The 24,123-nt window shown below is 72.9% G+C and carries 24 protein-coding genes; 11 read left to right on the top strand and 13 right to left on the bottom strand.

Annotation, left to right across the window (positions count from 1 at the left end):
- Positions 1-42 precede the first annotated feature (42 nt).
- A complete protein-coding gene (locus NLX94_RS05100) occupies positions 43-375 on the bottom strand; it encodes a thioredoxin family protein (RefSeq protein ID WP_254381862.1) in 333 nt (110 codons plus the stop codon).
- Between the two features lie 319 nt (positions 376-694).
- Here NLX94_RS05100 and NLX94_RS05095 point away from each other — a divergent pair, with 319 nt between their 5' ends.
- On the top strand, positions 695-1,417 hold the full coding sequence (locus NLX94_RS05095; RefSeq protein ID WP_254381370.1) for a 1-acyl-sn-glycerol-3-phosphate acyltransferase: 723 nt from the start codon (positions 695-697) through the stop codon (positions 1,415-1,417).
- A gap of 75 nt (positions 1,418-1,492) precedes the next feature.
- On the opposite strand, the gene NLX94_RS05090 is transcribed toward NLX94_RS05095, so the two are convergent.
- Positions 1,493-2,704: an alginate lyase family protein gene (locus NLX94_RS05090; RefSeq protein WP_254381369.1), complete on the bottom strand. Its 1,212-nt coding sequence runs from the start codon at positions 2,702-2,704 to the stop codon at positions 1,493-1,495.
- Between the two features lie 212 nt (positions 2,705-2,916).
- On the opposite strand from NLX94_RS05090, the gene NLX94_RS05085 reads away from it, so the two are divergent.
- Complete coding sequence (locus NLX94_RS05085) at positions 2,917-4,221, top strand: MFS transporter (protein WP_254381368.1); 1,305 nt, start codon at positions 2,917-2,919, stop codon at positions 4,219-4,221.
- Here NLX94_RS05085 and NLX94_RS05080 read toward each other — a convergent pair.
- The 6 genes from NLX94_RS05080 to NLX94_RS05055 form a co-directional block, all read right to left on the bottom strand.
- On the bottom strand, positions 4,157-4,756 hold the full coding sequence (locus NLX94_RS05080; RefSeq protein ID WP_254381367.1) for a transglutaminase family protein: 600 nt from the start codon (positions 4,754-4,756) through the stop codon (positions 4,157-4,159). The two genes, NLX94_RS05085 and NLX94_RS05080, sit on opposite strands and share 65 nt — an antisense overlap.
- A gap of 53 nt (positions 4,757-4,809) precedes the next feature.
- Complete coding sequence (locus tag NLX94_RS05075) at positions 4,810-5,898, bottom strand: low specificity L-threonine aldolase (RefSeq protein ID WP_254381366.1); 1,089 nt, start codon at positions 5,896-5,898, stop codon at positions 4,810-4,812.
- Between the two features lie 11 nt (positions 5,899-5,909).
- A complete protein-coding gene (locus tag NLX94_RS05070; protein ID WP_254381365.1) occupies positions 5,910-6,671 on the bottom strand; it encodes an SDR family oxidoreductase in 762 nt (253 codons plus the stop codon).
- Between the two features lie 26 nt (positions 6,672-6,697).
- The gene (locus NLX94_RS05065) at positions 6,698-8,110 is read right to left on the bottom strand and encodes a DUF6421 family protein (protein WP_254381364.1); all 1,413 of its coding nucleotides are present in this window, start codon (positions 8,108-8,110) and stop codon (positions 6,698-6,700) included.
- A gap of 81 nt (positions 8,111-8,191) precedes the next feature.
- On the bottom strand, positions 8,192-9,223 hold the full coding sequence (locus NLX94_RS05060) for an alpha/beta hydrolase (protein ID WP_254381363.1): 1,032 nt from the start codon (positions 9,221-9,223) through the stop codon (positions 8,192-8,194).
- Between the two features lie 83 nt (positions 9,224-9,306).
- On the bottom strand, positions 9,307-10,434 hold the full coding sequence (locus NLX94_RS05055) for an LLM class flavin-dependent oxidoreductase (protein ID WP_254381362.1): 1,128 nt from the start codon (positions 10,432-10,434) through the stop codon (positions 9,307-9,309).
- Between the two features lie 49 nt (positions 10,435-10,483).
- Here NLX94_RS05055 and NLX94_RS05050 point away from each other — a divergent pair, with 49 nt between their 5' ends.
- Together NLX94_RS05050 and NLX94_RS05045 are read left to right on the top strand one after the other, a co-directional pair.
- Positions 10,484-11,125 (top strand): PadR family transcriptional regulator, encoded by a 642-nt coding sequence (locus NLX94_RS05050; protein WP_254381361.1) that lies wholly within the window; start codon positions 10,484-10,486, stop codon positions 11,123-11,125.
- A 193-nt stretch (positions 11,126-11,318) separates the two neighbouring features.
- Complete coding sequence (locus tag NLX94_RS05045) at positions 11,319-12,011, top strand: glycerophosphodiester phosphodiesterase family protein (protein WP_254381360.1); 693 nt, start codon at positions 11,319-11,321, stop codon at positions 12,009-12,011.
- A 24-nt stretch (positions 12,012-12,035) separates the two neighbouring features.
- Here the strand turns inward: NLX94_RS05045 and NLX94_RS05040 are convergent, their stop codons facing one another.
- Complete coding sequence (locus NLX94_RS05040; protein ID WP_254381359.1) at positions 12,036-12,575, bottom strand: GNAT family N-acetyltransferase; 540 nt, start codon at positions 12,573-12,575, stop codon at positions 12,036-12,038.
- 135 nt (positions 12,576-12,710) lie between these two features.
- On the opposite strand from NLX94_RS05040, the gene NLX94_RS05035 reads away from it, so the two are divergent.
- From NLX94_RS05035 to NLX94_RS05020, 4 genes are all read left to right on the top strand, one after another.
- The gene (locus tag NLX94_RS05035) at positions 12,711-13,259 is read left to right on the top strand and encodes a DUF5134 domain-containing protein (RefSeq protein WP_254381358.1); all 549 of its coding nucleotides are present in this window, start codon (positions 12,711-12,713) and stop codon (positions 13,257-13,259) included.
- Positions 13,260-13,360: 101 nt separating this feature from the next.
- A complete protein-coding gene (locus tag NLX94_RS05030) occupies positions 13,361-14,299 on the top strand; it encodes a M56 family metallopeptidase (protein WP_254381357.1) in 939 nt (312 codons plus the stop codon).
- 116 nt (positions 14,300-14,415) lie between these two features.
- Positions 14,416-15,141, top strand: a complete 726-nt coding sequence (locus tag NLX94_RS05025; protein ID WP_254381356.1) for a phosphatase PAP2 family protein — start codon at positions 14,416-14,418, stop codon at positions 15,139-15,141.
- A gap of 37 nt (positions 15,142-15,178) precedes the next feature.
- Positions 15,179-15,823 (top strand): TetR/AcrR family transcriptional regulator, encoded by a 645-nt coding sequence (locus NLX94_RS05020; RefSeq protein ID WP_254381355.1) that lies wholly within the window; start codon positions 15,179-15,181, stop codon positions 15,821-15,823.
- On the opposite strand, the gene NLX94_RS05015 is transcribed toward NLX94_RS05020, so the two are convergent.
- Positions 15,814-17,295, bottom strand: coding sequence for a hypothetical protein (locus NLX94_RS05015; RefSeq protein WP_302168833.1), 1,482 nt, complete (start codon positions 17,293-17,295; stop codon positions 15,814-15,816). The genes NLX94_RS05020 and NLX94_RS05015 overlap by 10 nt on opposite strands.
- Before the next feature lie 85 nt (positions 17,296-17,380).
- On the opposite strand from NLX94_RS05015, the gene NLX94_RS05010 reads away from it, so the two are divergent.
- A complete protein-coding gene (locus NLX94_RS05010; protein WP_254381353.1) occupies positions 17,381-18,037 on the top strand; it encodes a DUF305 domain-containing protein in 657 nt (218 codons plus the stop codon).
- A gap of 52 nt (positions 18,038-18,089) precedes the next feature.
- Complete coding sequence (locus NLX94_RS05005; RefSeq protein WP_254381352.1) at positions 18,090-19,445, top strand: FAD-dependent oxidoreductase; 1,356 nt, start codon at positions 18,090-18,092, stop codon at positions 19,443-19,445.
- 40 nt (positions 19,446-19,485) lie between these two features.
- Here NLX94_RS05005 and NLX94_RS05000 read toward each other — a convergent pair whose 3' ends face one another.
- On the bottom strand, positions 19,486-19,833 hold the full coding sequence (locus NLX94_RS05000; RefSeq protein ID WP_254381351.1) for a helix-turn-helix transcriptional regulator: 348 nt from the start codon (positions 19,831-19,833) through the stop codon (positions 19,486-19,488).
- Between the two features lie 133 nt (positions 19,834-19,966).
- On the bottom strand, positions 19,967-21,067 hold the full coding sequence (locus tag NLX94_RS04995) for an NADH:flavin oxidoreductase/NADH oxidase (protein WP_254381350.1): 1,101 nt from the start codon (positions 21,065-21,067) through the stop codon (positions 19,967-19,969).
- Between the two features lie 213 nt (positions 21,068-21,280).
- Here NLX94_RS04995 and NLX94_RS04990 point away from each other — a divergent pair, with 213 nt between their 5' ends.
- The gene (locus NLX94_RS04990; RefSeq protein WP_254381349.1) at positions 21,281-22,369 is read left to right on the top strand and encodes a sialidase family protein; all 1,089 of its coding nucleotides are present in this window, start codon (positions 21,281-21,283) and stop codon (positions 22,367-22,369) included.
- Between the two features lie 49 nt (positions 22,370-22,418).
- Here NLX94_RS04990 and NLX94_RS04985 read toward each other — a convergent pair whose 3' ends face one another.
- Entirely contained in the window at positions 22,419-24,065 is a 1,647-nt protein-coding gene (locus NLX94_RS04985) for a von Willebrand factor type A domain-containing protein (RefSeq protein WP_254381348.1), read from the bottom strand.
- Positions 24,066-24,123 lie beyond the last annotated feature (58 nt).

Here is a 24,123-nt window from a genome sequence, read left to right as displayed (position 1 = left end):
CCGGCTCACCGGACGTCCGCGGGGCCCGCGGAGTGTCGCGCGTCACACGGCGGCGCCCAGGGCGGCGATCACGTCCGCCTTCCGCGGCATTCCGGCGGCCCGCCGCACGATCCGGCCGGCCGCGTCGAGCACCAGTACCGTCGGGGTCTTCTCGACGCCGAGGGCCCGTACGAGGTCCAGGTTCTTCTCGGCGTCGATCTCGATGTGGGCGACGCCCCCGACCATGGCCGCGACCTCGTCCAGGATCCGCCGGGTGGCCCGGCAGGGCTGGCAGAAGGCACTGGAGAACTGCACGAGCGTGGCCCGCTCCCCCGGCTCAGCCCCCAGCTCGGCAAAGCCCAGCCGGCCTTCGCCCGCGCCTTCGCCTTCATCCACGGCCGCGCCCGCGCCTTCGCCCGCGCTCTCGTCCCGCTCAACCGCGCGCACCCGCGCCCCCGTCTCCGCCGTCGCCGCCGTCTCCTGACCCGTACGGGCACGCGTCCATCATCCCGGTACGGTCGTACGCTGATCGGAGCGCCCCGCGAACCCTCCGCATTCCCCGCGCGATTCCCTGCGTGACGAGAATCTCGCCGGGCACGGCCGTCTGGGCTGGCCTGCGGCTCCCGTATGGGGCACGATCCCCATGGCCGCGTACCTACGCTGCCGTAACTTCCGGCCGGGAGCACCTCCAGGCAGAAAGCGGGGTCTCCCCACCATGGCTGAGCTCGTCTACCCCCCGGTCATCGGTGCCGCGCACACCCTCTTCCGCGCGCTCGACGTCCGCATCGACATGAAGGGCACGGAGAACATCCCGCGCAAGGGCGGGGCGGTTCTGGTGTCCAACCACATCGGCTACCTGGACTTCATCTTCGCCGGGCTGACCGCGCGCCCGCAGAAGCGGCTCGTCCGCTTCATGGCGAAGGAGTCGGTGTTCCGGCACAAGGTGTCCGGTCCGCTGATGCGCGCGATGAAGCACATCCCGGTGGACCGCGCCCAGGGCGAGACGGCGTACCAGCACGCGCTGGAGTCGCTGCGCTCCGGCGAGATCATCGGCGTGTTCCCCGAGGCGACGATCTCCCAGTCCTTCACGCTCAAGAGCTTCAAGTCCGGTGCGGCGCGCATGGCCCAGGAAGCCGGTGTCCCGCTGATCCCGGTGGCGCTGTGGGGGACGCAGCGGATGTGGACCAAGGGCCGCCCCAAGGACCTCAAGCGCAGCCACATCCCGGTGACGATGCGGGTCGGCGAGCCGCTGGAGGCGCCGGCCGACCAGTACGCGGGCGCCATCACCCGCCGGCTGCGCGAGCGCGTCCAGGAGCTGCTGGACGCCGCCCAGGCCGCCTACCCGGCCAAGCCCAAGGGCGCCGAGGACTCCTGGTGGCTGCCGGCCCACCTCGGCGGCACCGCGCCGACCGCGGCGCAGGTCAAGGAAGCCGGCTGAGGCCTTCGGGGTCTTCCGCACGACCGCGGCCCCGCCCGAACACCGGGCGGGGCCGCGCTCTGCCGTGCGGACCCGTCAGTTCGGGTTCTCGGCGTGGGTCAGCGTCTCCCACGCCTCGAAGTGGTTCTCGGTTCCCGCGGGGCGACGGCCCTCGGTGAGCCGGCGGGTGTTCTCCATCGTGACGCCGAGCCGGGTGTGCAGGGCGTTGTATCCGACCTCGGTGGCCGGTCCCAGGCCCTTGGTCAGCTTCCCGCCGCACAGCCAGGAGGGCACCGCCGCACCGAGCTCGTACGTGGCGTGGAAGCCCAGCGCGTGGCGGAACCGGTCCTTGAACTCCGGGTACAGGTCGCGCCCTTGGATGCGCGAGGTCTCGGCCACGTGCAGCGCCGCCGCGATGCCCATCCCGGTGTGGCCGAAGTCCCGGCAGGTCTCCTGCGCCAGACCGTCCACGAAGGTGCTCTGGCCGTGCCAGTAGTCGATCAGCTCGCTCCTGGTGTCGATGCTGGAGCGCGGCGGGTACTTGGGCTGCGGCCCGTCGGAGGCCAGGTAGAAGTAGGCGGGCACCCGGCCGAGGTAGACCGCCATCGCCTTGTCGTAGCTCGCGCGGTCGTCGAGGTGGACGGAGATGCCGACCGCGGCGTCCATCATGATCAGTTCCCAATTGCCGTTGCTGTTCGGCCTCCCGCCGATCACCTCGGGCAGGTAGACCTCGCGCAGCATCGTGGCGAAGCGCCCCTGGTTCGGCCAGCCGCCGGTGTACGTGTGCTTGACGATCTCGGCGGCGCGCGGCCAGGTGGAACCCGCCCAGCCGCTCTGCAGCGGGGCGTTGCTGTTGGTGTGGTCCTTGATCCGTGCGGACCAGGCGTCCATCAGCTCGATGGACTTCTTCGCGTACCGGGCGTCGCGGGTGATGTACCAGGCGAGCGCGTCGGTGTACGCGGCTATGGCGTCCTCCCGCTCGTCGGTGCAGCCGAGGTTGGGGTTGGAGTAGGAGCCGCATTCGACGATCTCGCGCGGCTTGGGCGTCCGGGACAGCGAGCCGTACCGGCTCGCGAGCATGTCGTCGAAGGCCGCCTTCCACGGCTGCTCCCCGGCCTGCACCTTGGTGCGTACGAAGTCCAGCTGGGCGCGGCTGTTGAGGACTCCGGGGTGGGCGAAGGCCGCGGGGGCGGCGGCGGGTTCGGCGGGGGTGTGGGGGGTGACGGCGGCGGAGGTGGGGGCGAGGGTCAGCGCCGCGACCAGGGCGAGGGCCGCGGAGAGCAGCCCGGCGGGGACTCCGTAACGCATGAAGCGCCTTCCGGTCGGAGGTGGGGTCCTTCGGAGGGTCCGTGGGGGGATTCCTGCGGCCGAACATACTCATGCGCATGCCAAGCTGACAACGATGTCAGACAGGAAGGTTTCCTGTTGACCGAAAACCGCGATCCTTTCGCCATACACCCGTCCACCCGTATGGCGTAACCTCGCACCGTCTGCCACGTCGCCTGGCGAAAGGGGCCGGGATGCCGGGGCTCGGACGGTACTTGGCCGCCGCACTGGCGGCGCGCTTCGCCTCCGAGGGCATGAGCATGGCCGTCGTCCTGCTCGCCCTCCAGCGCACCGGGAGCGCCGCCCACGGCGCGTTCGTCCTCACCGCCTGGCTGGCCCCGCACGTGCTCGCGGCTCCGCTCGCGGGCACCGCGGCGGCCCGGTCGCGCCGGCCCCGGCTCTTCCACGTGGGCGCCCTGGCGGGATTCACCACGGCCGTGGCGGCACTGGCGTTCCTGCTCGGGCGGGCTCCGACACCGGTGGTGCTCGCGGTGGCGGTGCTCGGCGGCTCCTGCGGCCCCATGGTGACCGGCGGGCTGTCGAGCCTGGTCACGGGGCTGGTCCCGGCCGGTCCCGCGCGCGACCGGGCGTACGGCTGGGACGCGTCGACCTACAACGGCGCCGCGGTCACCGCTCCGGCGGCCGTCAGCCTGGTCGCGGCCTTCGGCTCGGCCGGGCCGGCGATGGCCCTCCTCGCGGCCTCCGGTGCACTGGCCGCGGCCCTGGCGGCGACCCTCCCCTACCCGAAGCCCCCCGCCACCTCCGGCGCGAACTCCGGCCTGGGGCCCTCCCGGGGCGCACCCCGGGTCCGGCTGGGTTCCGGACTGGCCGCCCTGTGGCGGATCCGGGAGCTGCGGGCCGTGACCTCGGCCACGACCCTGGCCTTCGTGGGCATCGGGGCCCTCACGACCACCGCGGTCCTGCTGGCCACCGCGCTCGGCAGCCCGGGCGGCGGCGGAGTGCTCATGACCGCCTTCGCCCTGGGCGCCCTGACCGGCTCCCTGACCCTGGGCCGGATCACGTCCGTGCCGCCCGGCCGGCTGGCCCGCTGGGCCATGGCGGCGACCGGGGTCGCGCTGACGGCGGCCGCCTTCACCCCGTCGGTCCCCCTCGCGGCGGCGGCGTTCGCGGCCGCCGGGGTGTGCGACGGCCCGCTGCTGACGGCGACCCTGCGCATCCGCTCGGAGTTCGCGCCCGAGGAGGCGCGGACCCAGGTCTTCACCCTCGGCGCCGGGCTGAAGGTGACGGCCGCGTCGGCGGGCGCCGCCCTCGTGGGGCTCGCCGCCGGCGTGGCGCCCTGGGTCCTGGTACTCGCGATCGCCGTCCTGCAACTGGCCGCGGCCCTGCTGCACACCGCGCTGGCGCCGCGCGGGCCCGCCCGGGGCGCGGCCTCCGGCCCGTCGGCTGCAGTCCCGTCAACTGCAGTCCCGTCGGCTAGAGACCCGAGGGAAGGTTCCGCCACAACTGCGTCCGGTCCGCGGACTCCTGGAGCGCCTTGAGCGCGGCCGGGTGCGCGGACGCGTACAGCTCCGGGTAGTCGATCTCGCCGAGCTCCGGGCGTACGGGGAAGGCGAGTTGCTCGCGGTCCAGGATGAACTGGGCGTCCACTCCGGGCTTGTTGCCCCGGGGGTCCACCCGGGACCAGTCCCCGGCGCCGGGCAGGCGCAGCGCGACGAGGCCGTGGAGGACCGGGTTCGATCCGTCGTCGTCGGCGAGGCGCTGGTAGCAGAGGCCCGCCGGGATGCCCCGGGCGCGCAGCAGCGCGGTCAGCGCGTGGGACTTGGCATAGCAGATGCCGTTGCGCGTGGCCAGGACGTCGGAGGCGCGCCACGCGACGCGGTCGTCCCCGGAGTCGGCGGTGTGCGGGATGGCGTCCCGGACGAACTCGAAGGCCACTTTGGCGTATGAATATGCATCGCCCGTGGCGGCCCACAGGGCGTCGGCGGTCTCCTGGACCAGCGGATGGCCGTGATCGACCACATCGTCCGCGGCCAGGTAGGCGGCCATGTCAGTATGCTCCTGGATCAATTCCATGATCCAGGAGCATACTCATGCGTGAGGCTGCATGCCTATAGATTTATGGAGGGCTAGCGGGCCAGCTCTTCCTTGAGGGCCTGGAGGAAGCCGTCCACGTCCTCCTCCTGGGTGTCGTAGCTGCACATCCACCGGACGTCGCCCGCGATCTCGTCCCAGAAGTAGAAGCGGTAGCGCTCCTGGAGCCGTCGCGTGACCTCGTGCGGGAGCCGCGCGAACACGGCATTGGCCTGCACCGGGTAGAGGATCTCCACCCCGTCGGTCTCGCGCACCCCGGCCGCCAGCCGCTGCGCCATCGCGTTGGCGTGGCGGGCGTTGCGCAGCCACAGGTCCTTCGCGAGGAGCGCTTCGAGCTGCACCGATACGAAACGCATCTTGGAGGCGAGCTGCATCGACATCTTGCGGATGTGCTTCATCTGCCGGACGGAGTCCGGGTTCAGCACGACGACGGCCTCGCCGGCCATCATTCCGTTCTTGGTGCCGCCGTAGGACAGCACGTCCACGCCGACGGCGTTGGTGAAGCTGCGCATCGGCACGTCGAGCGAGGCCGCGGCGTTGGCGATCCGGGCGCCGTCGAGGTGGACCTTCATCCCCTTGGCGTGCGCGTGCTCGCAGATGGCACGGACCTCGTCCACGGTGTAGACCGTGCCGAGCTCCGTGTTCTGGGTGATCGAGACCACCTGCGGCATGGCCCGGTGCTCGTCCTCCCAGCCCCAGGCCTGCCGGTCGATGAGCTCGGGAGTGAGCTTGCCGTCCGGCGTGGGGACGGTGAGCAGCTTGAGGCCCGCCATCCGCTCGGGCGCGCCGCCCTCGTCGACGTTGATGTGCGCCGTCTCGGCGCAGATCACGGCGCCCCAGCGGTCGGTGAGGGCCTGCAGGGCCGTCACGTTGGCGCCGGTGCCGTTGAAGACCGGGTAGGCCTCGGCGTGCGGGCCGAAGTGGCCGCGGAACACCGACTGCAGGTGTTCGGTGTACTCGTCGTCTCCGTAGGAGACCTGGTGGCCGCCGTTGGCGAGCGCGATGGCCGCGAGGATCTCCGGGTGCACCCCGGCGTAGTTGTCGCTCGCGAACCCGCGCACCGCCGGGTCGTGGTGCCGGCGGGCGTCGGTCTTCGCCGCGGACTTGCGTATCGCGGTCTTCACGGCGCCTTTCTTCACGGTTGGGGGGTGAGCCACAGGCGCTGTCCGTTCACATCCGTGGCGGGCCGCTCCCAGACACCGGCGATGGCCTCGGCCAGCTCCTCGACGTCGGTGAAGCCCGCGAACTTCGCAGTGGGACGCTCGGCGCGCATCGCGTCGTGCACCAATGCCTTGATCACCAGGATCGCAGCCGCGGCGCCCGGACCGTCCTCGCCACCCGCCTTGCGGAAGGAATCCGCCATCGAGAGCGTCCAGGCCTCGGCGGCCGCCTTGCCGGCGTTGTACGCGGCGTTGTTGGCGACCGGCTTGTGCGCGCCGGACTGGCTGACCAGCACGTAGCGCCCGCGGTCGCTGCGCAGCAGTCCGTCGTGGAAGGCGAGCGAGGTGTGCTGGACGGTGCGGATGAGGAGCTTCTCCAGGAAGTCCCAGTCCGCGAGGTCGACATCGGTGAAGGTCTTGCTGCCGCGCCAGCCGCCGACGAGGTGGACCAGGCCGTCGATGCGGCCGAACTCCTTCTCGGTCTGCTCGGCCCAGGCCTTGGTGGCCTCCAGGTCGAGCAGGTCGACGGTGTCGCCGGTGATGGTGGCGCCGCCGTGGGCGTAGCGCGCGGCGTCCACCGCCTCCGCGAGCCGGGCCGCGTCGGCGTCGGAGGCGACGACCACGGCTCCCGCCTCGGCGAGCCGGAGCAGGGTGGCGCGGCCGGCGGGCCCGCCGGCCCCCGCCACCGCCACTACCGCCCCGTGGAGCTTCCCGTTCCCGTTACCGGAGCCGTTCATCTGTGCAGCCTCCTGTGGGCGAGCGCTCACGCGGCGACCCGCGCGGCCTCGCGGTCCGCGGCGTTCCCTGCCGTGATGCCCTTGGTCGAGGCGATCACGCCCTTGAGCTTCTTGGCCAGGGCCTCATAGAACATGCTCAGCGGAAACTCGTCCGGAAGCACGTCGTCCACGAGCTTGCGGGGCGGCTGCGTCAGGTCGAGGGCGTCGGGGCCCTTGGCCCACTTGGAGCCCGGGTGGGGGGCGAGGTACTCGGCGACCAGGTCGTACGCCTTGAACCAGTGGACGAGCTTCGGGCGGTCGATGCCGGCCCGGTACAGGTCCTCGATCTCGGCGCACAGCTGGTTGGTGACCTGCGGGGCGCGCATCCAGTCGATCTTCAGCTTGTTGTCCGTCCAGCGCACGACGTCGTGCTTGTGGAGGTACGCGAAGAGGAGCTGGCCGCCGAGGCCGTCGTAGTTGCGGGTGCGGTCGCCGGAGACCGGGAAGCGGAACATCCGGTCGAAGAGGACGGCGTACTGCACGTCGCGGCCGTGCTCGTTGCCCTCGGACTCCAGCTTCACGGCCTCCTTGAAGGCGGTGAGGTCGCAGCGCAGCTCTTCGAGGCCGTACATCCAGAACGGCTGGCGCTGCTTGATCATGAAGGGGTCGAACGGCAGGTCGCCGTGGCTGTGGGTGCGGTCGTGGACCATGTCCCACAGGACGAAGGCCTTCTCGCAGCGCTCCTGGTCCTCGACCATCCGGGCGATGTCCTCGGGCAGTTCGATGCCCAGGATGTCCACGGCGGCCTCGGTGACCTTGCGGTAGCGGGCGGCCTCGCGGTCGCAGAAGATGCCGCCCCAGGTGAAGCGCTCGGGGGCCTCGCGCACCGCGATGGTCTCCGGGAAGAGCACGGCGGAGTGCGTGTCGTAGCCCGGGGTGAAGTCCTCGAAGGTGATGCCGAGGAAGAGCGGGTTGTCGTACCGGGTGCGCTCCAGCTCGGAGAGCCACTCGGGCCACACCATCTTCAGCACGACGGCTTCGAGGTTGCGGTCCGGGTTGCCGTTCTGCGTGTACATCGGGAAGACCACGAGGTGCTGCAGCCCGTCGGCGCGCTCCGCGGCGGGCGCGAAGGCGAGCAGGGAGTCGAGGAAGTCCGGCACGCCGAAGCCGCCGTCGGCCCACTTGCGCAGGTCCGCGACGAGGGCCTGGTGGTACGCGGCCGCGTGCGGCAGCAGCGGCGAGAGGGCCTCGATGCCCGCGATCACGCGCTCGACCGCGGCCGGGGCGGCGGCACGGATGTGCGCCCCCTCGATCTCGAAGTCGATGGAGCCGTCGGCCGACTGCCACGGCCGGATCTCCTCCACGGCGGCCTTGAGCTCGGGCCACGCCGGGTGGTCGACCACCCGTCCACCGGCGGTTATCACGGCACCGCCGATACCCGGCACAAGAGTTTCCGTCATGTCACTTCCTCCACAGGAGAACCTCACGTCGCCACAGCGTAAGCGTGAGAGGCTCTTCCGCTCAAGAGGAGATCCGGGAAATTATCCTGCGTCACCCCCGGTTTCACCGGAAGTCTTCCCGTTCGTATGCGTGGAGTCGATGACTTCGCCCAGTCGCGCCAAGGCCCGGCGGGCCTCGGGCAGCACTCCGGCCAGCGCGAGGAATCCGTGGAACATCCCCGGATGGGAGTCAAGGGCCGAACGGCCCCCGGCCCCGAGCAGCCGGTGGTGGTACGCCTCCCCCTCGTCCCGCAGCGGATCGCACCCGGCGACCACCACGTACGCGGGCGGCAGCCCCCGGGGGTCCCCGGCGAGCGGGGAGGCCAGCGGGTTCCCGCCGTCGCCGCCGGGGCCGAGGTACTGCTCCCAGAACCAGCGCAGGTGCGCCGCCGTCAGGAAGTACCCCTCGGCGTTGCTCCGGTAGGACCCGGTGTCCTGGGCGGCGTCCAGGCACGGGTAGATCAGCACCTGGAGCGCGAGGGCGGGGTCGCCGTACGCGGGGTCGTCCCGCGCCAGCTGCGCGCAGGCGGCGGCGAGGTTCCCGCCGGCGCTGTCCCCGGCCACCACCAGCGCGTCCGGGTCCCCGCCGAGCTCGTCGAGGTGCGCGCCGGCCCAGCGCAGGGCGGCGTACGCGTCGTGGACGGCGGCGGGGAAGCGGGCCTCGGGCGCCCGCCGGTAGTCCACGGAGACCAGGACGGCGCCGGAGGCCCGGCAGAGCGCCCGCGCGGTGGCGTCGTAGGTGTCGAGGTCGCCCAGGACCCAGCCGCCGCCGTGGCAGAACACCACGGTCGGGCGGGAGCCCTGCCACCGCTCCGGGTCCGGGTAGTAGACGCGTACGGGGACCGGCGGCGCTCCGGCCGGCCCGGGGACCTCCCGGTCCTCCACGGCCCCCACGACCTGCGGCCGGGCCGTCGCGGGCACGGCGGCGAGGATCCGGCGGGCCTCGTCCGCGTCGGTGACGCGCCCCCCGAGGTCGGGGAAGAGGGCGGCCAGGGCATCGGCGTAGGGACGCGCGGCGGGATCGAGCCGGTCGGAGCCGGCGGCCTCCCCCATCAGGGCAGCCGCGTCCGCCACACCGGCCTCATTCGTCCCGGCGGTCTGATCCGTCCTAGCAGTCTCGTCCGTCCCAGTGGTCTCGTCCGTCACGGCGCCGGTCCCTACGCCCGCTGGTGCGCGAAGTGCGGGATGACCTTCTCGCCCCACTGCCGCAGGGTCTCCAGGCAGGCTTCCTGCGGCACGGTGCCCATCTGGATCAGGCACATGATCTCGTCGGCCCCCGCCTCCCGCAGCCGCTCCACGTACGCGATCGCCTCGTCCGCGCTCCCGTAGGCGTGGTCCGCGTTGAAGGTGGCCGTCGCGGTGGGCCGTACCGGGATGTCCTGTTCGTTCAGCCGGGCCACCACCTGCTCGGCCGCCCTGCGCATCTCCGCACCCTCGTCGGCGCCCGCGACCACCGCCTCGTCCGGCACCCCCGCCCCGCCGTACCAGTGGCCGATGGACTGCGCGAAGAACCGCTGCCCCCGGATGCCGATCCTGCGGGCCTCCTCGGGGTCGTCGAGGACGATCGTCGGGCAGAGGACGGAGAAGTGGTCGTTGACGGCGGTCGAGACGAAGCGGGCGCCGTCCCGCCCCGCGATCGCGGCGTCGTAGACGGAGCGCATCCCCGCGATGGACTCCGGCCCGGCGAATCCCATCACCAGCGCCCCGACCCCCAGCTCCGCGGCCTGCACCAGGGTCTCGGCCCGGCTGCACGCGAGGAACAGCGGCGGATGGGGCCGCTGGCTGGGCCGCGGAAGGATCGGGTGCGGATCGATGTCGATGAGCTCCCCGTGGTACTCCAGCTCCTCCTCCTGCCAGGCCTTGCCGATGATCCGCAGCGCCTCCTCCACCTCCGCCGTGGTGCGGTCCCTGTCCACCCCGCACAGCGAGGTCTCCTGCACGGTGCCGCCCCGCCCGGCCCCGAGGTCGACCCGCCCGCCGGACAGCAGGTCGAGCATGGCGGCCCGCTCGGCGACCCGGACCGGGTGGTTGAAGGCGAAGGGCATGCACACGACGCCGTGCCCGATGCGTATGGTGTTGGTCCGGGCCGCCACCCAGGTCAGGAAGATCTCGGGAGCGGACATATGGGCGTACCACTTCAGGGAGTGGTGCTCCACGGCCCAGATCCGGTCGAACCCCATCTGCTCGGCGAGCACGGCCTGCTCGACGCAGTCCCGGATGACCTGGTGCTCCCGCTCCACGGTCGGGTCGGTCAGTTGAGCCTCGAAGATGACGGAGAATTTCACGGTGCCTCCAGGGTCGCGTCCCGTGCCGGGTCTCACTTCAATTCGAAATATGACTAGTAGTCAGAAGCAGAAGAAGCAAGAGCTTCCACCGACCGCGTGGGCCGTTCTCGGCCTGCTCTCCTTCCCCGGGGAGCGGACCGGCTACGAGCTGAAGAAGTGGGCGGACTCCTCGCTGCGCTTCTTCTACTGGTCCCCGGCCATCAGTCAGATCTACGCCGAACTGCGCCGCCTGGAGGAGCTCGGCTACGCGGCCTCCGTGCGCTCGGGGCCCGAGGAGGCGCGGGCCAAGCGCCGCTACGGCATCACCCCCGCCGGGCGCGAGGCGCTGGCCGGCTGGGCCTCGGACGTCTCCGAGGCGGGCCCCCCGGTGCTCAAGCACGGGCTGCTGCTGCGGGTCTGGCTCGGGCACCTGGCCGAGCCGGAGCGGCTCCGCGCCATGGTGACGGAGCATCTGGAGCGCACCACCGAGGAGTTGGCCTCCGTACGGGAGGCCATGGCGCACGCGGCGACCGAGCCGGACTGGGCGTTCCCGGTGCTCGCCCTGCGCTGGAGCGAGCGCCAGCACCTGGCCGAACTGGAGCTGACGCAGGCGCTGCTCGCGGATCTGGACGGACTCGAGGGCCTCGAAGGCCTCGGGGGCCCGCACGCGCAGGAACGTCAATCCGGCGGGGACGCGCCCACCACCGGGTGACCGCGCGGGCCGCGCCGGGGGCTTCCCGGCCCCCGGCGAGCCCGTCGGGAAGCGGCCGGACGGCGTTGCGGAGCCCCCCGCACAGGCGGTTCCATCCCACGCGGGGCGCACTAGCATGCGCCTCACATCGCGCGCGGCCGGTCGGGACACCGCGACCGCGCGGGGAGCCGCCGTCGACGGAAGGATGAGAACCTTGACTTTCCTCACCATCGGGCACCGCGGGGTCATGGGTGTCGAACCGGAGAACACCTTGCGGTCGTTCGTCCGCGCGGAACGTTCCGGAATGGACGTCGTCGCGCTGGACGTGCGGCTCAGCAAGGACGGCGCACTCGTCGTCCTGCACGACGCCGAGGTGGACCGGACCACCGACGGTTCGGGAGCCGTGGCCGATCTGACCCTGGCCGAACTGCGCGAGCTGGACGCCGGGGACGGCGAGCACGTGCCGGTCCTGGACGAGGTCCTCGACGCGGTCCGCGCCCCGCTCCGGATCCAGGTCCACGACCTCGCCGCCCTCGGGACCTTCGCGGAGCTGCTCAGGAGCGGCGATCTGACCGGCCGGGTGGAAGTGGCCTCATTCCACGACGAGGTGCTCGTGGAAGCGGCCCGGCTGGTGCCGGGCGTACGGACGGTGCTCTACGCGAACCAGACCCCGGCGGACGCCGGGGAGGTCGTCGCCCGGGCTGCCCTGGCGGGCGCCGAGACGGTGGCCCTCAACATCGGCCACCTCAGCCTGCACACCGTGGAGGCGGCGCACGAGGCCGGACTGCGCGTGACGGGATGGACGGTCAACACGCTGGAGCGGCTGCGGCTGGCGCGGGCCCTCGAACTGGACGGCGTGCTCACCGATTTCCCGGAGATCCGCTCCACGGGCCGTTTCACCGCCTGAGGACCGCGCCCGGCGGGCCCGCCGCTACAGCGTCTTGACCAGCAGCTCGAAGGCCAGGTCGTCGCGGAGCGGCACGCCGAAGCGCTCGTCCCCGTAGGGGAAGGGGCTCATCTCGCCGGTGCGCTCGTAGCCGCGGCGCACATAGAAGGCGATGAGCTCCTCCCGTACGTTGATCACGGTCATCCGCATCTCCTTGGCGTCCCACTGCTCGCGGGCGCGGCGCTCCGCCTCCCGCATGACCTCCTTGCCCAGCCCGCCGCCCTGCTGTCCGGGCCGGACCGCGAACATGCCGAAGTAGACGTGGTCGCCGCGGTGTTCGAGGTGGCAGCAGGAGACGATCTCGCCCTCGCGCTCCACCACGAGGAGCATGCCGTCCGGGTGCCCGACGATCCGGGCCACGTCCTCGGCGTCGGTCCGCTGCCCGTCCAGGAAGTCGGCCTCGGTGGTCCAGCCGCCGCGGCTCGCGTCTCCCCGGTACGCCGATTCCACGAGCGCCACGAGCGCCGGGATGTCTGCCTCCACGGCGCTGCGGTAGGTCAGGGCGTGGGGGGCGGCGCTCGGCATCGAGGGCTCCGTTCTGCGCGAGGTCGTGCGACGTACTGGTTCCGGTGGTCGCACAGAGCCTAACCGCGCCCGGCGTGATGGCCGCGTGAAGGGGGCATCTCTTCCGGTGAAGCCGACGAACCGGGAGGTTCCGCCGTGCACGGTCCCGCCACGTCCCTCTCCACCGCCGTCTCCGCCTGGCTGCTCGTCCTGCTCTGCGCGATGAGCGGCGCGTACTGCCTGCGGCGCGCGGGGAGAGCCGGCGGCGGGGCGGCGGCCGGGGAGGCGGCGATGGGGTTCGGCATGGCCGTGATGGCGGTGCCGCTGCGGCTCGGCGGCGGCTGGCAGGCGCCCGTACTGGGCGCCGTCTTCTGCGCGGCGGCGCTGCACGCGCTCTGGCTGCTGCGCGACGGCCCGCACCACGCGCACCACCTGGTGGGCTCGCTGACCATGGTCTACATGGCGCTGGCCGCCGGGACCTCCGGCCACGCCCACGGGCAGGGCGCCGGGCTGCCACTGCTCACCGGTCTGCTGCTCCTCTACTACGCCGGGTACGTGGTGCTGGGCGGCACCCGGCTGGTCGCCGCCGGGGGCACAGGTGCCACCGGAGCCCCCGCCGGGGCCCCCTCCGGACCGGCGGAGGTGATCCGCGCCTGCCGACTGGCCATGGGAATGGGGATGTTGGCGATGCTGCTCTCGATGTGAGGCCGCGGACGGGGCGGGCCGGCGTGCGGGCAAACGTGTCCTGCGTCACCCTTGGCCCGGACCATACCCGCAGGTAGCCGCACGCTCCTAGGCTGAGCCCCATGATGGTCCCCGCCGCTCTCCTGCTGCTCGGCGCCCTGACCGCGGTGCTCGCACCCCGCCTGCTGGCCCGGGCCCAATGGCCCGAGCGCGAGCCCGTCGTGGCCCTGTGGGCGTGGCAGTGCGTCGTGGGCGCCGTGCTCCTGTGCTTCGCGCTGTCGATGCTGCTCAGCTCGGCCGCCGCCTGGGAGGCCGTCCGGGGCCGGCTGTTCGCCGCGGCCCCGCACGGGGTGGTCGACGCGTACGCGCTGGACGCCGCCGGCGGGCTCTGGGCCGCGGGCACCGCCGTCGCGCTGGCGGGCGGCGGGCTGTGGACCGGCGCGATGCTGGCCCGGGAGATCCTGCGGGCCCGCTCCCGGCGGCGGGCGCAGGGCGCCGAACTGCTGCTGCGGGCCCCGCTGCTGCCCGGGGAACAGGCCACCGGGGCGCGGCTCGTGGTGCTGGAGGGGGAGCGGCCCGACAGCTGGTGGCTGCCGGGGCCGGTCCCGCAACTGGTGGTCACGACGGCCGCGCTGGGCCGGCTCAAGGGGAGCCAGCTGGACGCCGTACTGGCGCACGAGGAGGGGCACGCGGCGGCCCGGCACGACTGGCTGCTGCACTGCTCGCGGGCCCTGTCCGGGGGGTTCCCGCGGGTCCCCGTCTTCGCCGCGTTCGAGGCGCAGATGCACATGCTGGTGGAGCTGGCGGCCGACGACGTGGCCTCGCGGCGGTACGGGCGCCTGACCACGGCCCTGGCCCTGATCGGCCTGAACGAGGACCGCGGGGTCTTCGGCCCCGCCCCCGCCCCGCACGCGCACGTCCCGGAACGGGTCCGGCGGCTGCTGGCGGCGGCGCCCCGGCTGACGGCCGTGCGCCGGATGCGGCTGACGGCCCTGGCGACGCTGGCCCCGGCGGTTCCGCTGCTGGTGGCGTTCGGACCGGGACTCGGCGCGCTGGCCTGAGGGCCGCCGAGGGGGTCTGAGACCAAGGGGATCCGAGGGCCGGCCGGGGCCGCCCGCCGGGGATCGCGGAGCCGCTCTTACGGAGCATCGGCGCCGCCGGGTGCGAGGATCGGCGGATGCGGAGCGCTCACGTTCGGTTGCGGACCCCCCTGGCGTGCGCGCTGGTCGCCGCGGCGATCGCGTCGGCCGCGCTGACGGTGCTGGTGGCCGTCGGCTGGGGTCCGCTGCTCTCCCTCGACGACCGGATCGCGCGGGGGCTGCACGCGTACGCCGTCGCCCACCCCGGGACGACCCGGCTGATACGGGTGCTCAGCGACTGGGTCTGGGATCCGTGGACCATGCGCGCCCTGGCCGGCGCGGCCTGCCTGTGGCTGTGGTGGCGGGGCCGGGGCCGGTGCGCGCTGCGGATCGCCCTGGCCACCCTGGCGGCCTCGGCGGTCAGTCAGGGGCTGAAGGCCTGGGTGGGGCGGGAGCGGCCGGTTTGGCCGGATCCCGTCGATTCCGCGGCCTACGCCGCCTATCCCTCCGGGCACGCCCTGACGGCGACGACGGTCTGCGGCCTGCTCGTGTGGGTGGCCGCACGCGGCTCCGCGCGGCCGTACGCGCCGGGGCTCCGGCCACCGCGGTGGCTCGTGCGGGCCGTTCCGGCCGTGGCGTTGCTGCTGGCCGCGGTCTCGGCCCTCGGGGTCGGCTTCACCCGGATCTACCTGGGCGTCCACTGGTTCTCGGACGTCCTGGGGGGCTGGCTGCTGGGCGCGCTGCTGGTGGCGCTCGCGGTCTCGGACGGCGCCTGCTCTGGACGATCCCCCGTGTCGCCCAGAGCAGGCGGTCCGGTGCGCTGAGTATACTGGCCCGGAGCCAGTCAACGCAGGAGCAAGCATGTCCCCGCGCAGCGCATCGGTCAATGAAGAATTGCGCAGGCGTTCCCGGGAGCGACTGCTGCAGGCCACGGTCGAGCTCGTCGGGGAGCGCGGCTTCGAGGCCACCACCCTCGGGGACATCGCCGACCGGGCGGGGGCCGCCCGCGGCCTGGTGTCGTACTACTTCCCGGGCAAGCGCCAGCTGCTGCAGTCCGCCGTGCACCGGCTGATGCACCTCACCCTGGAAGCGGCGCTGGAGCGGGAGCCCAGGCCCGAGGGACCCGAGGAGGGCCGGGAGCGCCTGGCCCGGGCCATCGACGCGATCCTGGGGCTGGCCATGGAGCGGCCCCGGCTGATGCGGACCCACATGGCGGGCATCCTGCAGGCCGAGGGCTTCGTCCAGTGCGTGGAGCAGCAGCGGCTCGCGGAGCTGCTGCGGGACACCGTGGACCGTTACGGGACGGCGGACGTGGACACCGACTATCCGCTGCTGCGGGCCCTGCTGATGGGCGCGGTGGTGGCGGTGCTGCTGCCGGGGGCGCCGATGCCGGCGGCGCGGCTGCGGGCCGAGCTGTTCCAGCGGTACGGGCTGGACTGGGAGCTGGGTGTCCCGCCGGACGGTGAACCGCCCGGCGGAACGTTTCCCTCGCCGCGTCAGCGGTAGTCGGGCTGGGTCTGCACGTTGAGCCGGTTCAGCCACACCCACTTGGCGCTGTCGGTGCGCCAGTCGTCGAGCCGCAGAACGTCGAGGCCCTTGACGATGTCGTTCGAGTAGATGTGCCCGTTGTAGTAGTACGCGGACCAGGAGCCACCGAGGCTGAGCTTGTCGGTGGTCAGCGGGCCCCGCTCGAAGTAGGCGATCTCCTTCGGGCTGGTGGAGTCGGTGAACTCCCAGACGGAGATGCCGCCCTGGTACCAGGCCTGGACCATGATGTCGCGGCCGCCGCCGACCGGGATCAGCGAGCCGTTGTGGGCCACGCAGTTCTCGGTGTCGGCCTGCATGCGCGGGATCTTGAAGTAGCTCTTGAAGACGAGCTTGCGCTGGTCTCCGCGGCCGGTGATCTCGTAGATGCCGTCGGCTCCCCGGGTGGGTCCGGTGGCCTCGTTGCAGGTGGCGCCGCCACCGCCGCCCAGCTCGTCGGTGAACACCACCTTGTTGGCGCGCTCGTTGAAGGTGGCCGAGTGCCAGAACGCGAAGTTCACGTTGTCCTGGACCCGGTCGATGACGCGCGGCTGCTCGGGCCTGCTGATGTCGAAGAGGATGCCGTCGCCCATGCAGGCGCCCGCGGCGAGGTCCTTCGAGGGCAGCACGGTGATGTCGTGGCAGCCGGTGGTCTTGGAGACGCCCGGGTTGGTGGGCGCGCCCGGGTTGCCGCCGTCCGGGAAGAGGATCGGGAAGGCCACGACCGCGGCCTGCGTCGGGTTCTTCTTGGGGACCTTCACGACCGAGATGCCGTCGTGCGGCGGCTTGCAGTCGGGGAAGGCGTCGTTCGGGTTGTACGAGGAGACGTAGAGGTAGGCGTCCCGGCCGCCCGGTACCAGCGTGTGGGTGTGGGAGCCGCACGGGGTCTCTACGGACTTGATGTACCGGGGGTTCTTCTTGTCCTTGATGTCGAAGATCTTGATGCCCTCCCACGAGGACTTCTCCGTGGCGGGCTGCGAGACGCTGTTGCAGGAGTCGTCGCTGCGGGAGGAGTCGGTGGAGAGGAAGAGCAGGTCGCCGTCGACCGAGATGTCGTTCTGCCCGCCGGGGCAGAGCACTTCGGTGACCTTCTTCGGCGCCCTGGGGTTGCCCACGTCGTAGATCACGAAGCCGTTGTAGTTGCCCGCGTAGGCGTACTTGCCCTGGAAGGCCATGTCGGAGTTGATCTGGGTCGGGTCCGAACTGGGGATGTTGGCCAGGGGTTTGATGTTGCTGCTGTGGACGATCTCGTCCTGGCCCGGTATCTCACCGGGCGCCAGTTCCCGGCCCGCGCCGTCCGCGGTGGCGGCATTCTGCGACGCGCCCGCGCCCGGGACCAGGTCTCCCGGGTCGGGGGTGGCGGCCGCGGGTCCGGCCGCCAGCAAGGTGGTGAGGAGTCCGGCCGCGGCGACGGCCACTCCCAGGGATCTGCGCCGCGCTCTGCTGGTGTGCATCGAGGTCACTGTGCCCTCCCATGAGTCCGATCGGTTCCGCCCGTGGTGGGAACGGAACGCGGACCCCGGCAGTATGGTCCTTAGCATGGACATGGCGAAAGTCTCACTCGGGCGAATCGTCGGAGCGGCCCTGACCCTCGGGCTCCTGCTCCCCCTCACCGGCTGCCAGGACGGCGGCGCAGCGGACGGCGCGGCGGCCGACGGCAAGCCGAAGGTGATCGCCCCCGGCAAACCCGGCGAGAAGGCGCGCACCCTCTCCCCCGAACAGGCCGCGAAGGCACTGCCCGACGACACCCCCAACGCGGCGGACCGAGCGTACGTGCGGAACATGATCGAACACCACGGTCAGGCACTGACCATGAGTGCGCTGGCCCCCGACCGGGCCTCGGCCGACGGGGTCAAACGGCTCGCCGAGCGGATCGCGGCCGCGCAGAAGCCCGAGATCGGCGCGATGGAGGGATGGGCGGCCCGCAACCCGGCGCCCGGCTCCGCCCCGGGCGGCCACGACCACGCGTCGATGCCCGGCATGGCCACCGAGCAGCAGCTCGCGGAACTGACCGCGGCCCGGGGGGCGGACTTCGACCGGCTCTTCCTCACCCTGATGACCGCCCACCACGAGGGCGCCCTGAAGATGGCCGGCGAGGTCTTGGCCGCGGGCAACAACGCCGCCGTGGAGGAGATGGCCAACGAGGTGGCGGCCACCCAGACCTCCGAGATCCACCGGATGCGCGCGATGGGCTGACGGCCCGGACACCCGGTGTCATGCTGGGAACACCTGCGGGAGGAGCTCCGCCGTGCTTCGTATCGCCGTCGTCGGATCGGGCCCCAGCGGGGTCTACGCCGCACAGACACTCGTACAGCAGCGTGAGGTGCCGGGGATCCGGGTCGACGTCCTCGACCGGCTGCCGGCTCCGTACGGGCTCGTGCGCTACGGGGTGGCCCCCGACCACGAGAAGATCAAGTCCCTGCAGGGCAGCCTGCGCACCGTGCTGGAGGACGAGCGGATCCGCTTCCTCGGGAACGTCGAGGTCGGCGGGGAGGCCCTGCCCACCGCCCGGCTGCTGGAGCTGTACCACGCGGTGGTGTACTGCGTCGGCGCGGCCCGGGACCGGATGCTCGGCATCCCCGGCGAGGACCTCGCCGGGGTGCATTCCGCCACGGCCTTCGTGGCCTGGTACAGCGGCCATCCGGATGCCGCGGCCGAGGCCTTCGGGCTGCCCGGGGTGGACTCCGCGATCGTGGTCGGCGCCGGGAACGTGGCGGTGGACGTGACGCGGATCCTGGCCCGGGGCGTGCCGGAACTGGCCCCCACCGACATGCCGCAGCCGGCCCTGGGCGCGCTCGGCGCCAGCGCGGTGCGCTCGGTCCACATGGTGGCCCGGCGCGGGCCCTCGCAGGGCAAGTTCACCACCAAGGAGCTGCGCGAACTGGGCACGATGCCGGGCGTGGACGCGCTGGCCGACCCGGCGGAGCTGGCGCTCGACCCGGCGTACGTGGACCCGGGCGCGGCCCTGCCCGCGGTCAACCGGCGCAACGTGGAGGTGCTGCGCGGCTGGGCGGCGGCTCCCGCGAGCGGCGGGGACCGGCGGATCGCGCTGCGGTTCTTCCTGCGCCCGGTGGAGGTGCTCGGCGGACCGGACGGCCGGGTCACGGGGATGCGCTTCGAGCGGACCGCCCCCGACGGCCGCGGCGGGGTGACCGGCACGGGGGTCTACGAGGACGTCCCGGCGCAGTTGGTGCTGCGCTCGGTGGGCTACCAGGGCGTGCCGCTGGACGGACTGCCCTTCGACGAGCGGCGCGGTACGGTCCCACACGCGGCGGGCCGGGTGCTCAGGGCGGGCCGCGCCTCCGTCGGGGAGTACGTGGCGGGCTGGATCAAGCGCGGCCCGACCGGGGTCATCGGCACCAACCGGCCCTGCGCGAAGGAGACGGCCTCCTCCCTGCTCCAGGACGCGGGGGCGCTGGCCCGGCGCGACCGGGAGCGGGACCCGCTGGAGGCCCTGCGGGAGGCCGGGCTGCGACCGGTGCGGTGGCCCGGGTGGCTGGCCATCGAGACGGCGGAGGCGGACCTCGGGCGCTCGCTGGGCCGACGCTCCGTCAAGATCCCCGACTGGGCGGGCCTACTGGCCGCGGCGGGCGGCACGGACTGATCGCCCCGCCCGGGCTCGGGACCGATGCCACCGGCCCCTGTCAGCCCCGGTCGCGCGCCTGCTCGGCGGCGGCCGCCGCGAGGACCCCGTCGAGGAGCCCGGGGAACAGCTCCGCCAGCTCCGCGCGGCGCAGCCCGTTCATCTTGGCCGTGCCGCGGTAGCACTGGCGCACGACACCGCTCTCGCGCAGGACCCGGAAGTGGTGCGTGGTCGTCGACTTGGTGACCGGGAGCTCGAAGTACGAGCAGGCCAGCTCGGCTTCCGTGGCCGCGAGGTCGCGGACGATGGAGAGCCGGACCGGGTCGGAGAGGGCGTGCAGGACCCCTTCGAGCCGGATCTCGGCGGCCTCGGGGTGGGCGAGGACACGGGCCGCGTCACGTTCCGTCATGTCCGTACTCCACTCGCTGGGTGATGCCGCGCTGCCACGATGCCGTATGCGTCTCCATCGTACGAGAACCATCGTAGGAGCGGAGCCGGACGGCGGAGGCGGCGCGGGACCCCCGTCCCCGCGCCGCACCGGTTCACCAGGAGCGGTGGTACTGCTCGGGCGTACGGATCTCCGCGCCGAGCTCGGCCGCCGCACGGCGGGCCCAGAACGGGTCGCGCAGCAGCTCCCGCCCCAGCAGGACGGCGTCCGCCTCGCCGTTGGCCAGGATCTTCTCGGCCTGCCCCGGCTCGGTGATCAGGCCCACGGCGGCGACCGGGAGGGTGGTCTCGGCCTTGACCCGGGCCGCGAAGGGCACCTGGTAGCCGGGGCCGACCGGGATCGTCACTCCGGGGGCGAGGCCGCCGGTGGAGACGTCGAGGAGGTCCACTCCGTGCTCCTGGAGCAGCCCGGCCAGCCGGACGGTCTCGTCCGCGGTCCAGCCGTCCTCCTCCAGCCAGTCGGTGGCGGAGATCCGGAAGAACAGCGGCAGCTCCTCGGGCCACACCGCCCGTACGGCATCGACGACTTCGAGGGCGAGACGGGTGCGGTTCTCGAAGGAGCCGCCGTATGCGTCGGTGCGCTTGTTGCTGTGCGGGGAGAGGAACTCGCCGATCAGGTATCCGTGGGCGCCGTGGATCTCGACGACCCGGTAGCCGGCGGCGAGCGAGCGCCGGGCGGCGGCCGCGAACTGCTCCACCACGTCCTGGATTTCGTGGACCGTCAGCTCGTGCGGGACCGGGTGGCCCTCGGAGAACGGCACGGGGCTCGGGGCGCTGGGCAGCCAGCCGTGCGCCTCGGGGCCGACCGGCAGCCCGCCCTTCCAGGTGCGGTCGGTGGAGGCCTTCCGGCCGGCGTGGCCGAGCTGGATGCCGGGGACCGAGCCCTGGGCGGTGATGAAGGAGGTGATCCGGCGCAGCGCCTCGACCTGGGTGTCGTTCCAGATGCCGAGGTCGTACGGCGAGATCCGCCCCTCGGGGGCGACGGCCGTGGCCTCCTGGATGATCAGACCGGTGCCGCCGGTGGCGCGGGCCGCGTAGTGCGCGAAGTGCCAGTCGGTGGCCACGCCCGCGTTCGGGCCGAAGGCCTCGGCGCTGTACTGGCACATCGGGGCCATCCACACCCGGTTCGGGAAGGTGACCGAGCGGATGGTCCACGGCTGGAACAGCGCGGCGAAGGAAGCGGGGGCAGCACTCATCAGGGATCTCCCAGAAGCGACTGGAAGCGCGCCGGGGAACCGGCCGCTAAGTACGAGATTCACCGTACTACGAAATCTCTCGTAGTACGAGACCTTTCGTATGAGTGGCCCGGGCGGGCGGTCCCGTGCGCGGCGACCTGCCGCTGTCAGTGGTCGGGTGCAGACTGGCGGAAAAGCTGCCGTGCAGGACAAAGACGTCCGGAGGTGTCGGCCATGACCGACGTGGTACTGCTCGCGGGGACCCGCAAGGGACTGTTCATCGGCCGCCGGGACGCCGGCGGCACCTGGGAGTTCGACGAGCCGCACTTCAACGCCCAGGCGGTCTCCGCCGTCGCCATCGACCGGCGCGGCGGCGCGACCAGACTGCTGGCCGCCGGGGACAGCACGCACTGGGGGCCGTCCGTCTTCAGCTCCGACGACCTGGGCGCGACCTGGCAGGAGCCCGCCGCCGCGGCGGTGAAGTTTCCCGAGGACACCGGCGCCTCCCTGGAGCGGGTCTGGCAGCTCCATCCGGCTGGCCCCGAGGCCCCCGGCGTGGTCTACGCGGGCACCGAACCGGCCGCGCTGTTCCGCTCGGCCGATCGCGGCGAGTCCTTCGAGCTGGTCCGCCCCCTGTGGGAGCACCCGACCCGGGACCAGTGGGTCCCGGGCGGCGGCGGCGAGGGCCTGCACACGGTGATCACGACCCCGGGCGACCCGGACCGGGTCACGGTGGCGGTGTCCACGGCCGGGGTGTTCCGCACCACGGACGGCGGGGCGAGCTGGGCCCCCTCCAACAGCGGGGTCTCGGCGGTGTTCCTGCCCGATCCGAACCCCGAGTTCGGCCAGTGCGTGCACAAGATCGCCCAGGACGCCGGGGACTCCGGCCGGCTGTACCTGCAGAACCACTGGGGCGTCTACCGCAGCGACGACGCCGGGACCCGCTGGACCGACATCGGAGCCGGCCTGCCCTCCGACTTCGGCTTCGCGGTGGCCGCCCACCCCCACCGGCCCGGCACCGCCTACGTCTTCCCGCTCAACGCCGACTCGGACCGGGTCCCGGCGGAGCACCGCTGCCGGGTCTTCCGGACCCGGGACGCCGGCGCGACCTGGGAGCCCCTGACGAAGGGCCTGCCGGACGGGGACCACTACGGGACGGTGCTGCGGGACGCGCTCTGCACGGACGATGCGGATCCGGCCGGGATCTACTTCGGCAACCGCAACGGCGAGCTCTACGCCAGCCAGGACGACGGGGACAGCTGGCAGTTGCTGGCCGGACACCTCCCCGACGTCCTGTGCGTACGGGCCGCCGTGCTGCCCTAGCCGCGGCGGCCCCGCCCGCTCCTCCCGTACGAGCCGCCCGTCCGGGCCCTCAGCCGGTGAGCCCCCGGGCCTGGTGCACGGCCTGCGCCAGCTGGCGTACGGCCGGGTCCTCGGTGCTCCCGGCCAGCCGGTCCGCGTGCCCGGCCAGGGTCCCCAGCGGGACCGAGCCCGGCACCCGCTCCCAGCCGCCGTCGCGCTCGCGCAGGGCGGAGGCGAAGTAGGCGGCCACCGCGGTGACCTGAAGCCGCGTGGACGCCGCGCCCCACACGTCGCGGGACAGGTCCGCCGCCTCGATCCGGCCGGACTCCTCGTGCGGCGCCCGGGTGCGCGGGTCCAGCCAGCGCACCGTCGCCGTGGCCAGGTGCCCGGTGGCCCCGGGCCGCAGCCGTACCGCGTACAGGGCGGTCACGGAGTGGCCGGAGCCGACCTCTCCCCCGTCCACGGAGTCGTTCCTGAAGTCTCCGTCGGCGACGCGGCGGTCGTCGTAGCCGATCAGCCGGAACCGCTCGACGGTCCCCGGGTCGAAGGCGACCTGCGCCTTCGCGTCGCGGGCCCGCAGCTGCACCTGCGCCGGGAGGTCCTCGCAGAACACCTTGCGGGCGCCCTCCTTGTCGGAGACGTAGGTGGTGTGCCCGTCGCCCCGGTCGGCGAGCTGCTCCATGAATGCGTCGTTGAACTCGCTGCCCACGCCCACCCCGAACAGGGTGATCCCGTGCCGGGTCCGGGCTTCGCCGATCCGGTCCAGGATGGTGTCGGCGGAGGTGGCGCCGGTGTTGGCGAGGGCGTCGGAGAGCAGGACGACCCGGTTGGTGGCCCCGCGCCGCAGCGAGGCGACCGCGACCTCGTACCCGCGGGTGACCCCGGCCTCCACGTTGGTCGAGTCGGCGGTGCGCAGTGCGGAGATCACCTCGCGGATCCGTTCCTGGTTGCCTCCGATCCGGGTCATCGGCAGCCGGGTCTCGGCCTTGCCGCTGAAGGTGACGACGGCGACCGAGTCGTCCTCGCGCAGCTCGTCGGTCATCAGGCCCATGGAGTGGCGGACGAGGTCGAGGCGGCCCGGCTCGGCCATGGAACCGGAGACGTCCACGACGAAGGTGAGCGCCGCGGGCGGCCGGGCCTCGGCGCCGTCCGCCCCGCCGTTGCCGACCCGGGTGGCGAGACCGACGCGGACCAGCGACCAGTTCGGCTCGGTGGTGCGGGCCCCGTCCACGGTCACGGAGAAGCCGTCGCCGTCGGGCTCCTGGTAGTCCTGCCGGAAGCTGTTGACGAACTCCTCGGGGCGCACGGTGGCCGGGTCGGGGAGCTTGCCGTCCGCGAGGGTGCGGCGGGCGTACCCGTAGCTGGCGGTGTCCACGTCGAGCGCGAAGGTGGAGAGGTAGTCGGCGGGCGGTCCGGTGGGGCGCCGTCCGTCGCTCTCCCCCTCCGTGGGCTCCCCGGCGGGCCGGGTGGCGGACGGCCGCGGCTTGGAGTCGCCGCCCTTCCACTCCCCGTCGGAGGTGCGGTTCGATCCGCCGCTGCCGCAGGCGGTCAGCAGGAGCCCGCCGGCCAGCAGCGCGGCGGCGAGTCTGCCGCGGGTTCTGCGCCGGACCGGGCGGCCCCCGCGGGATGAGCCGGAGGTGCTGGACGTGCTGGGCGTGCTGGACCTGCCGGACGTGCGGTCCTCGTGGTGCTCCATACCGTCTCCCTCGAACGTCATCAGTGTTGAATGTGACGCCGGAGCAGGGGAGTTGGAGCAATCGAACCTGTTGCGAAGA

It is taken from the genome of Streptomyces sp. TBY4, assembly GCF_024213195.1.
Lineage (GTDB): Bacteria > Actinomycetota > Actinomycetes > Streptomycetales > Streptomycetaceae > Streptomyces.
The sequence above is the reverse complement of the archived record's forward strand: the minus strand, read 5'-3'. Positions and strand labels throughout refer to the sequence as shown.